We start from the raw sequence: 10811 nt of genomic DNA, 5'->3' as shown, positions 1-10811 counted from the left end.
TGGAGCGGGCCCGCCTTCTCGACCGGCACATGGGCCAGCCCGCTCCAGGTCCAGCACCAGCTTCGGCGGCGGCTCGGCCGCCCCGGCCGGGCTGGTGCCCGGCAGCAGCTCCTGCACCGGGACGCCGTAGAAGTCGGCCAGTTCGGCGAGACGCTGGACGGTCACGGCGCGGTCGCCGCGCTCGTACGATCCCACCACCACGGCCTTCCACCGGCCCTGGGACTTCTCCTCGACGCCGTGAAGGGAGAGGCCCTGCTGGGTGCGGATGGCGCGGAGCTTGGCCCCGAGCTGTTTGGCGTATTCGCTGGACATAAAGCTCCCCGGACACTGAATCGACGTGCGGCTCGGCCGCGCGGCTGGTAACTCACTGTGAAGGTTACGTAGCGTAATCTCCTTTCGTCAAGCCGAATGGAGCGGAGGGGCTCTCGCCAGGGGTGTTGACGAGCGCCCCATGCGCCCCTGCTACTGTGAATGGCGCAAATCCGACGTCCTTTAAGGTCCGTCCCGTGAGGCGGAGAAGGAGGTCCGTTCCCAATGGACGCCCGTACCTCGGACGCCGCGCGTTCCGTGCTGGAAGCACCGGACATCGCGCGCGTTCTCACCCGCATCGCCCACGAGATCGTCGAGCGCGCCAAGGGCGCCGACGACGTGGTGCTGCTCGGTATCCCCACCCGCGGTGTCTTCCTCGCCCGGCGGCTGGCCGCCCGGCTGGAGGAGATCACCGGCAGGTCGGCCGGTGAGCTGCCGGTCGGCTCGCTCGACATCACGATGTACCGCGACGACCTGCGCCTGCGGCCCGCCCGCGCGCTGGCCCGCACCGACATCCCCGACGACGGCATCGACGGCCGCCTGGTCGTCCTCGTCGACGACGTGCTCTTCTCCGGCCGCACCATCCGCGCCGCGCTCGACGCCCTCGGTGACATCGGGCGGCCGCGCGCCGTGCAGCTCGCGGTCCTCGTCGACCGCGGACACAGGGAACTGCCGATCCGGGCCGACTACGTCGGCAAGAACCTCCCCACGTCGCTGCGGGAGACGGTCAAGGTCCAGCTCACCGAGGAGGACGGGCGCGACAGCGTGCTCCTCGGCCTGCGCGAGACCACCTCCGCGGACGGAAAGTAGCGCCCCGGTACCGACGGCGACGGCTCCCGGCGATCCCGGGTACCCGGTCACCGTCGTCCACCGGTGCGAGGGCCCCCGCGGCCCGGCACCGGACCAGGCGCCTGCCCGCCCGTACGCCCGCACTCCTCCTCAACCACGGAGCAACCGGATGAAGCGTCACCTCATCTCGGCCGCCGACCTCTCGCGCGACGACGCCGTCCTGATCCTCGACACCGCCGAGGAGCTGGCCCGGCTCGCCGACCGGCCGATCAAGAAGCTGCCGACCCTGCGCGGCCGCACCGTCGTGAACCTCTTCTTCGAGGACTCGACCCGCACCCGCATCTCCTTCGAGGCGGCCGCCAAGCGGCTGTCCGCCGATGTCATCAACTTCTCCGCCAAGGGATCCTCGGTCTCCAAGGGCGAGTCCCTGAAGGACACCGCGCTCACCCTGGAGGCGATGGGCGCCGACGCCGTCGTCATCCGGCACCACTCCTCCGGCGCCCCGCACCGGCTCGCCACCTCCGGCTGGATCAACGGCTCGGTCGTCAACGCGGGCGACGGCACCCATGAGCACCCCACGCAGGCGCTGCTCGACGCGTTCACCATGCGCCGCCGGCTGGCCTCCGGTGCCTCCGGAGTGGGCCAGGACCTGTCCGGCCGCCGGATCACCATCGTCGGCGACGTGCTGCACAGCCGGGTCGCCCGCTCCAACGTCCACCTGCTGTCCACCCTCGGCGCCGACGTCACCCTGGTCGCCCCGCCCACGCTCGTCCCCTTCGGCGTCGAGAGCTGGCCCTGTGACGTCTCGTACGACCTGGACGCGGTGGTCGGCAAGTCCGACGCCGTGATGATGCTGCGGGTCCAGCGCGAGCGGATGAACGCCGCCTTCTTCCCCACCGAGCGCGAGTACGCGCGCCGCTACGGCCTGAACGCCGAGCGGATGGCCCGGATGCCCGAGCACGCCATCGTCATGCACCCCGGGCCCATGAACCGCGGCATGGAGATCACGGCCGAGGTCGCCGACTCCGACCGCTGCACCGCCGTCGAGCAGGTCGCCAACGGCGTCTCGATCCGCATGGCCGTCCTGTACCTGCTGCTCGGCGGCAACGAGCCCGCCGTCACCGCCGCCCGCACCGAGGAGAACCAGTAACCATGAGCGACACGAACAAGACCCTGCTGCGCGGCGCGCGGGTGCTCGGCGGCGAGCCGCAGGACGTGCTGATCGAGGGTGAGCGCATCGCCGCCGTCGGCACCGGCCTCGACGCGGACGGCGCCACCGTGATCGACGCCGCCGGGCAGATCCTGCTGCCGGGCCTGGTCGACCTCCACACCCATCTGCGCGAGCCGGGCCGGGAGGACTCCGAGACCGTCCTCACCGGCACCAAGGCCGCCGCGGTCGGCGGCTTCACCGCCGTCCACGCCATGGCCAACACCTTCCCCGTAGCCGACACCGCGGGCGTCGTGGAGCAGGTGTGGCGGCTCGGCAAGGAGTCCGGCTACTGCGATGTGCAGCCGATCGGCGCCGTCACCGTCGGCCTGGAGGGCAAGAAGCTCGCCGAGCTGGGCGCCATGCACGAGTCCGCCGCCGGGGTCCGGGTCTTCTCCGACGACGGCAAGTGCGTCGACGACGCCGTGATCATGCGCCGCGCCCTGGAGTACGTGAAGGCGTTCGACGGCGTGGTCGCCCAGCACGCCCAGGAGCCGCGGCTCACCGAGGGTGCCCAGATGAACGAGGGCATCGTCTCCGCCGAACTGGGCCTGGGCGGCTGGCCGGCCGTCGCCGAGGAGTCGATCATCGCCCGCGACGTACTGCTCGCCGCGCACGTCGACTCCCGGGTGCACATCTGCCACCTGTCCACCGCGGGCTCCGTCGAGATCGTCCGCTGGGCCAAGTCCAAGGGCTGGAACGTCACCGCCGAGGTCACCCCGCACCACCTGCTGCTCACCGACGAGCTGGTGCGCTCGTACAACCCCGTCTACAAGGTGAACCCGCCGCTGCGCACCGAGGCCGACGTCATGGCGCTGCGCGAGGCGCTGGCCGACGGCACCATCGACTGTGTCGCCACCGACCACGCCCCGCATCCGCACGAGGACAAGGACTGCGAGTGGGGCGCGGCGGCCATGGGCATGGTCGGCCTGGAGACCGCGCTGTCCGTCGTCCAGCACACCATGGTCGACACCGGGCTGCTGGACTGGGCGGGTGTCGCCGACCGGATGTCCACCCGCCCCTCGGCCATCGGCCGGCTCACCGGCCAGGGCCGCCCCATCGCCGCCGGGGAGCCCGCCAACCTCACCCTGCTGGACTCCGCTTACCGTGGTGAGGTGAACCCCGCGGGCTTCGCCTCCCGCAGCCGCAACACCCCCTACGAGGGCCGGGAACTGCCGGGCCGGGTGACGCACACCTTCCTGCGGGGCCGGGCGACGGTCGTGGACGGGAAACTGGCGTGATATCTCCGAACCCCTTGGCCTCCTTGGCCGCCGAGCAGCGGTCCCAGGACGTCACCGACTGGGCCGCCCGCATCGGCTGGGTCGTCGGCCTGCTGCTCTTCATCGGGCTAATCTACTGGCTGATGCGCAAGGGCAGGAAAGTGGCGCGGCACGCTCCAGGGCGACCTGCCCGAGCTGCCCGAACCCCCGGCCGCATCGGGCCCCGCGCAACTGACGCTCACCGGCCGCTACCACGGCTCCACCACCGCCGGACAGTGGCTCGACCGCATCGTGGCCCGGGGCCTCGGCACCCGCAGCCGCGTCGAGCTGACCCTCACCGAGGAGGGCGTGAGCGTCGTACGGCCCGGCGCCCAGGACTTCTTCATCCCGGCCGGAAGCCTCCGCGGCGCCCGGCTCGACAAGGGCATCGCGGGCAAGGTCCTCGCCGAGGGCGGGCTGCTGATCGTCACCTGGCAGCTCGGCGACCGGCAGATCGATTCCGGTTTCCGCTCCGACCGCGCCGCCGAGCACGCGGCCTGGGTCGAGGCCCTCGCCGCCACGACCCCCGACGCCCCCGACGACGTCCAGCACACCGAGCACAACCAGGAAGGCGCACGATGACGACCTCCACCAGGGGGGCCCAGACCCCCGCCGTTCTCGTCCTGGAGGACGGCCGCAGCTTCCGTGGCCGCGCCTACGGGGCCGTGGGGGAGACCTTCGGCGAGGCCGTGTTCTCCACCGGGATGACCGGCTACCAGGAGACCCTGACCGACCCGTCCTACCACCGCCAGGTCGTCGTCATGACCGCCCCGCACATCGGCAACACGGGCGTCAACGACGAGGACCCCGAGTCCGGGCGCATCTGGGTCTCCGGCTACGTGGTGCGCGACCCGGCCCGTACGCCGTCCAACTGGCGCTCCCGCCGCTCCCTGGACGACGAGCTGACCGCCCAGGGCGTCGTCGGCATCAGCGGCGTCGACACCCGCGCCCTCACCCGCCATCTGCGCGAGCGCGGCGCCATGCGCGTCGGCATCTTCTCCGGTGAGGCGCTCGCCGACGAGGCCGCGCTGCTCGCCAAGGTGCGGGCCGCCCCGCAGATGAAGGGTGCCGACCTGAGCGCCGAGGTGGCCACCCAGGAGACGTACGTCGTCCCGGCCATCGGCACCAAGCGGTTCACCGTCGCCGCGATCGACCTGGGCATCAAGGGCATGACCCCGCACCGCATGGCCGAGCGCGGCATCGAGGTGCACGTCCTGCCCGCCACCGCCACCGTGGAGGACATCTACGCGGTGAACCCGGACGGCGTGTTCTTCTCCAACGGCCCGGGCGACCCGGCCACCGCCGACCACCCCGTCTCCCTCATGCGCGCCGTCCTGGAGCGGTCCACCCCGCTGTTCGGCATCTGCTTCGGCAACCAGATCCTGGGCCGCGCCCTCGGCTTCGGCACCTTCAAGCTGAAGTACGGCCACCGCGGCATCAACCAGCCGGTGCAGGACCGCACCACCGGCAAGGTCGAGGTCACCGCGCACAACCACGGCTTCGCCGTGGACGCGCCGCTCGACGCGCCCAGCGACACCCCCTATGGGCGGGCCGAGGTCTCCCACGTCTGCCTCAACGACAACGTGGTCGAGGGGCTGCGCCTGCTCGACCGCCCCGCATTCAGCGTCCAGTACCACCCCGAAGCCGCCGCGGGCCCGCACGACGCCGGGTACCTGTTCGACCGCTTCGTCACCCTGTTGGAGGGCCAGCGTGCCTAAGCGCACCGACATCCAGTCCGTCCTGGTCATCGGCTCCGGCCCGATCGTCATCGGCCAGGCCGCCGAGTTCGACTACTCCGGAACCCAGGCCTGCCGGGTGCTGAAGGCCGAGGGCCTGCGGGTCATCCTGGTCAACTCCAACCCGGCCACGATCATGACCGACCCGGAGATCGCCGACGCCACGTACGTCGAGCCGATCACCCCGGAGTACGTCGAGAAGATCATCGCCAAGGAGCGCCCCGACGCGCTGCTGCCCACCCTCGGCGGCCAGACCGCCCTGAACACCGCGATCTCGCTGCACGAGGCGGGCACCCTCGACGAGTACGGCGTCGAGCTGATCGGCGCCAACGTCGAGGCGATCAACAAGGGCGAGGACCGCGACCTCTTCAAGGACGTCGTCGAGGCGGTCAACGCCAAGATCGGCCACGGCGAGTCCGCCCGCTCGTACATCTGCCACTCCATGGACGACGTCCTCGCGGGCGTCGAGGAACTCGGCGGCTACCCCGTCGTCGTCCGCCCCTCCTTCACCATGGGCGGCGCCGGCTCCGGCTTCGCGCACGACGAGGACGAGCTGCGCCGCATCGCCGGCCAGGGCCTGAACCTCTCGCCCACCACCGAGGTGCTGCTGGAGGAGTCGATCCTGGGCTGGAAGGAGTACGAGCTGGAGCTGATGCGCGACAAGCACGACAACGTCGTGGTCGTCTGCTCCATCGAGAACTTCGACCCCATGGGCGTCCACACCGGTGACTCGATCACCGTCGCCCCGGCGATGACGCTGACCGACCGCGAGTACCAGGTGCTGCGCGACATCGGCATCGCGGTCATCCGCGAGGTCGGCGTGGACACCGGCGGCTGCAACATCCAGTTCGCGGTCAACCCCGAGGACGGCCGGGTCATCGTCATCGAGATGAACCCACGCGTCTCCCGCTCCTCCGCGCTGGCCTCCAAGGCCACCGGCTTCCCGATCGCGAAGATCGCCGCCCGGCTGGCCGTCGGCTACACGCTGGACGAGATCCCCAACGACATCACCGAGAAGACCCCGGCGTCCTTCGAGCCCACGCTCGACTACGTCGTGGTCAAGGTGCCGCGGTTCGCCTTCGAGAAGTTCCCGGCCGCCGACGCCCGCCTCACCACCACCATGAAGTCGGTCGGCGAGGCCATGGCCATCGGCCGTAACTTCACCGAGGCGCTCCAGAAGGCGCTGCGCTCGATGGAGAAGAAGGGCAGCCAGTTCGACTTCACCGGCGAGCCCGGCGACAAGGCCGAACTCCTCCAGCGGGCCGTGATCCCCACCGATGGCCGGATCAACACGGTCATGCGGGCCATCCGCGCCGGGGCCACCCCGGAGGAGGTCTTCGACACCACGAAGATCGACCCCTGGTTCGTGGACCAGCTCTTCCTGATCAAGGAGGTCGCGGACGAGCTGGCGGCCGCCGACAAGCTCGGCCCCGAGCTGCTCGCCGAGGCCAAGCGGCACGGCTTCTCCGACGCCCAGATCGCCGGGATCCGCTCGCTGCGCGAGGACGTGGTCCGCGAGGTGCGGCACGCGCTCGGCATCCGGCCCGTCTACAAGACGGTCGACACCTGCGCCGCCGAGTTCGCCGCCAAGACCCCGTACTTCTACTCGTCCTACGACGAGGAGACCGAGGTCGCGCCGCGCGAGACCCCGGCCGTGATCATCCTCGGCTCCGGCCCCAACCGCATCGGGCAGGGCATCGAGTTCGACTACTCGTGCGTCCACGCCTCGTTCGCGCTGAGCGCCGCGGGCTACGAGACCGTCATGGTCAACTGCAACCCGGAGACCGTCTCCACCGACTACGACACCTCCGACCGGCTCTACTTCGAGCCGCTCACCCTGGAGGACGTCCTGGAGATCGTGCACGCCGAGCAGCAGGCGGGCCCGGTCGCCGGTGTGATCGTCCAGCTCGGCGGCCAGACCCCGCTCGGCCTCGCCCAGGCCCTCAAGGACAACGGCGTGCCCATCGTCGGCACCTCGCCCGAGGCCATCAACCTCGCCGAGGAGCGCGGCGCCTTCGGCCGGGTGCTCACCGAGGCCGGGCTGCCCGCCCCCAAGTACGGCACCGCCTTCTCCTTCGAGCAGGCCAAGGGCATCGCCGCCGAGATCGGCTACCCGGTCATGGTCCGCCCCTCGTACGTACTGGGCGGCCGCGGCATGGAGATCGTCTACGACGAGCCCTCGCTCGCCGAGTACCTGGAGCGCCACGCGGGCCTCATCTCCGAGCACCCGGTGCTGATCGACCGCTTCCTCGACGACGCGATCGAGATCGACGTCGACGCGCTCTACGACGGCCAGGAGCTGTACCTCGGCGGCGTCATGGAGCACATCGAGGAGGCCGGTATCCACTCCGGCGACTCGGCGTGCGCGCTGCCCCCGATCACCCTCGGTGGCTTCGACATCAAGCGGCTGCGCGCCTCCACCGAGGCCATCGCGCGCGGCGTCGGCGTCCGCGGACTGATCAACATCCAGTTCGCCATGGCCGGGGACATCCTCTACGTCCTGGAGGCCAACCCGCGCGCCTCCCGCACGGTCCCCTTCACCTCCAAGGCCACCGCCGTACCGCTGGCCAAGGCCGCCGCCCGGATCTCGCTGGGCGCGACCGTCGCCGAACTGCGCGCCGAGGGCCTGCTGCCCGCGACCGGTGACGGCGGCACGCTGCCGCTGGACGCGCCGATCTCCGTCAAGGAGGCCGTGATGCCCTGGTCGCGGTTCCGCGACGCCTCGGGGCGCGGGGTGGACACCATCCTCGGCCCGGAGATGCGCTCGACCGGCGAGGTCATGGGCATCGACTCGGTCTTCGGCGCGGCGTACGCCAAGTCGCAGGCCGGGGCGTACGGGGCGCTGCCCACCAAGGGGCGCGCCTTCGTCTCCGTCGCCAACCGCGACAAGCGCTCGATGATCTTCCCGGCCCGGGAGCTGGTCGGCCTCGGCTTCGAGCTGATGGCCACCTCGGGCACGGCGGAGGTCCTCAAGCGCAACGGCATCAACGCCACCGTCGTCCGCAAGCACAGCGAGGGGGAGGGGCCGGACGGTACGAAGACCATCGTCCAGCTCATCCACGACGGGGACGTCGACCTGATCGTCAACACCCCGTACGGCACCGGCGGCCGGCTCGACGGCTATGACATCCGTACGGCGGCCGTCGCCCGCGGCGTCCCGTGCCTGACCACCGTCCAGGCCCTCGCCGCCGCCGTCCAGGGCATCGAGGCGCTCGGCCGGGGCACGGTCGGCGTCCGGTCGCTCCAGGAACACGCGGAACATCTGACCGCCGCTCGCGAGGAGTGAGGCGACGGAGGGGGACACCGGCCGGTGTCCCCCTCCCCGCTTCGCGAGCCTCCCTTCCCGCCGTGCGCAGAAAGCCCCTCATGTACTCGCTGCTCTTCCACCTGCTCTTCCGGCGCATGGACCCGGAGAAGGCCCACCACCTGGCCTTCGGCTGGATCCGGCTGGCCGCCCGCATCCCCGTCCTGCGGACCTTCGTCGCGGCCGTCCTCGCCCCGCGTGACAAGGCGCTGCGCACCGAGGCGCTGGGCCTGCGGATGCACGGGCCGTTCGGGCTCGCCGCCGGGTTCGACAAGAACGCCGCCGGGATCGACGGCATGGCCATGCTCGGCTTCGACCATGTCGAGATCGGCACCGTCACCGGCCAGCCGCAGTCCGGCAACCCCAAGAAGCGGCTCTTCCGGCTGGTCGGCGACCGTGCGCTGATCAACCGCATGGGCTTCAACAACGAGGGCTCGGCCGCCGTCGCCGACCGTCTCGCGGCCCGCCGCGCCGCGTTCCGTACGACGGTCGGCGTCAACATCGGCAAGACGAAGGTCGTCCCGGAGGCGGAAGCGGTCGCCGACTATGTGACCTCGACCGAGCGACTGGCCGCCCACGCGGATTACCTCGTCGTCAACGTCTCCTCGCCCAACACCCCCGGACTGCGGAACCTTCAGGCCGTCGATCAGCTGCGCCCGCTGCTGACCGCGGTCCGCGAGGCCGCCGACCGCAGCGTGAGCGGGCGCCGGGTGCCGCTGCTGGTAAAGATCGCGCCAGATCTCGCCGACGCGGACGTGGACGCGGTCGCCGACCTCGCCGTCGAACTGGGCCTGGACGGCATCATCGCCACGAACACGACCATCGCGCGGGACGGCCTCGGTCTGACGTCCCCCGCGCAGCTCACCGGCGAGACCGGCGGGCTGTCCGGGGCCCCGCTGAAGGCCCGCTCGCTGGAGGTGCTGCGGCGCCTGTACGCCCGGGTGGGGGACCGGCTCACGCTCGTGGGCGTGGGCGGGATCGAGACGGCCGACGACGCGTGGGAGCGGATCCTCGCGGGGGCGACGCTGGTGCAGGGCTACAGCGCGTTCATCTACCGCGGGCCGTTCTGGGCCCGCGAGATCCACCGCGGGCTGGCCGCCCGGCTCGCCGCGTCCCCGTACGAGACCCTGGCCGACGCGGTGGGGTGCGGCCGCCGCCCCATAGTTAGTGCAGTTCCGCCCCCCACACCCCCCGCTCCTCAAACGCCGGAGGGGCTGGGGGTGCCCCCTGGAGGGGCACGGAATTCCCCTAGGAGAGATCCATGACGACACCTGCACCCACCCCCTTCGGTACGCGTCTGCGCCGGGCCATGGACGAGCGCGGGCCCCTCTGCGTCGGCATCGATCCGCATGCCTCCCTGCTCGCCGACTGGGGGCTCGGGGACGATGTCGCGGGGCTCGAGCGGTTCACGCGGACCGTCGTGGACGCGCTCGCCGGGCGCGTCGCCGTCCTCAAGCCGCAGTCGGCCTTCTTCGAGCGCTTCGGCTCGCGCGGCATCGCCGTGCTGGAGCGGGCCGTGGCGGACGCCCGGGACGCCGGGGCGCTGGTGCTGATGGACGCCAAGCGCGGCGACATCGGGTCAACGATGGCCGCGTACGCCGCCGCCTACCTCGACCCCACCAGCCCGCTGTTCTCGGACGCGGTCACCGTCAGCCCCTACCTCGGCTTCGGCTCGCTGCGTCCCGCGCTGGACGCCGCGCGGGCGAGCGGGGCGGGGGTCTTCGTACTGGCGCTGACGTCCAACCCGGAGGGCGCCGAGGTGCAGCACGCGGCGCGGCCCGACGGGACGACCGTCGCCGCGTCCGTGCTGGCCCACCTCAAGGCCGAGAACGCCGAGGAGGCCGAAAAGGGCGCCCTCGGCTCGTACGGCGCGGTCGTCGGGGCGACCCTCGGCGCCACGGCGGAACGGATCGGGGCGGAGCTGGCGATCGACGGGCCGCTGCTGGCGCCCGGCATCGGCGCCCAGGGGGCGACCCCCGCGGACCTTCCCCAGGTGTTCGGAACGGCGGTCCGGAACGTCGTTCCGAGCGTCAGCCGCGGGGTCCTCAAGCACGGACCGGATGCCTCCGCACTGGTCGAGGCGGCGGCCCGAATGGCTGATGACGTGCGTGCCGTGGCTGAATAACCGAGCTATTTTGTCCCTGAATGTCCCAGTCGAGAGAGTCTGACCAGGACTTTTCGTCTGTTCTCGCTGACTGGAGCGGGAT

At 71.5% G+C, this 10811-nt stretch carries 7 protein-coding genes and 2 pseudogenes; 8 read left to right on the top strand and 1 reads right to left on the bottom strand.

Features of this window, described 5'->3' with window-relative positions; translation table 11 throughout:
* A pseudogene (locus tag SSOG_RS07590) lies at window positions 1-312 on the bottom strand (helix-turn-helix domain-containing protein); the annotation flags it as partial.
* A 222-nt stretch (window positions 313-534) separates the two neighbouring features.
* Between SSOG_RS07590 and pyrR the strand changes: the two are divergent.
* From pyrR to pyrF, 8 genes and pseudogenes are all read left to right on the top strand, one after another.
* Window positions 535-1119 carry a bifunctional pyr operon transcriptional regulator/uracil phosphoribosyltransferase PyrR gene (gene pyrR, locus SSOG_RS07585; RefSeq protein ID WP_009713626.1) on the top strand — a complete coding sequence of 195 codons (585 nt, stop codon included), beginning with the start codon at window positions 535-537 and terminating at the stop codon, window positions 1117-1119.
* A gap of 148 nt (window positions 1120-1267) precedes the next feature.
* Window positions 1268-2248, top strand: coding sequence for an aspartate carbamoyltransferase catalytic subunit (locus SSOG_RS07580; protein WP_009713625.1), 981 nt, complete (start codon window positions 1268-1270; stop codon window positions 2246-2248).
* 2 nt (window positions 2249-2250) lie between these two features.
* On the top strand, window positions 2251-3546 hold the full coding sequence (locus tag SSOG_RS07575; protein WP_009713624.1) for a dihydroorotase: 1296 nt from the start codon (window positions 2251-2253) through the stop codon (window positions 3544-3546).
* Window positions 3543-4146 (top strand): annotated as a pseudogene (locus SSOG_RS07570) (PH-like domain-containing protein). The gene SSOG_RS07575 and the pseudogene SSOG_RS07570 overlap by 4 nt, the downstream one beginning before the upstream one ends.
* Window positions 4143-5282: a glutamine-hydrolyzing carbamoyl-phosphate synthase small subunit gene (gene carA / locus SSOG_RS07565; protein WP_009713622.1), complete on the top strand. Its 1140-nt coding sequence runs from the start codon at window positions 4143-4145 to the stop codon at window positions 5280-5282. The pseudogene SSOG_RS07570 and the gene carA overlap by 4 nt, the downstream one beginning before the upstream one ends.
* Entirely contained in the window at window positions 5275-8586 is a 3312-nt protein-coding gene (gene carB, locus SSOG_RS07560; RefSeq protein ID WP_009713621.1) for a carbamoyl-phosphate synthase large subunit, read from the top strand. The genes carA and carB overlap by 8 nt, the downstream gene beginning before the upstream one ends.
* 80 nt (window positions 8587-8666) lie before the next feature.
* On the top strand, window positions 8667-9869 hold the full coding sequence (locus SSOG_RS07555; protein ID WP_009713620.1) for a quinone-dependent dihydroorotate dehydrogenase: 1203 nt from the start codon (window positions 8667-8669) through the stop codon (window positions 9867-9869).
* Window positions 9866-10729, top strand: coding sequence for an orotidine-5'-phosphate decarboxylase (gene pyrF / locus SSOG_RS07550; RefSeq protein WP_009713619.1), 864 nt, complete (start codon window positions 9866-9868; stop codon window positions 10727-10729). Before SSOG_RS07555 ends, pyrF begins: the two co-directional genes overlap by 4 nt.
* The last annotated feature ends 82 nt before the right edge of the window (window positions 10730-10811 follow it).

The sequence above is a fragment of the Streptomyces himastatinicus ATCC 53653 genome (genome assembly GCF_000158915.1).
GTDB lineage: Bacteria > Actinomycetota > Actinomycetes > Streptomycetales > Streptomycetaceae > Streptomyces > Streptomyces himastatinicus.
This window is presented reverse-complemented; position numbering and strand designations above follow the sequence as displayed.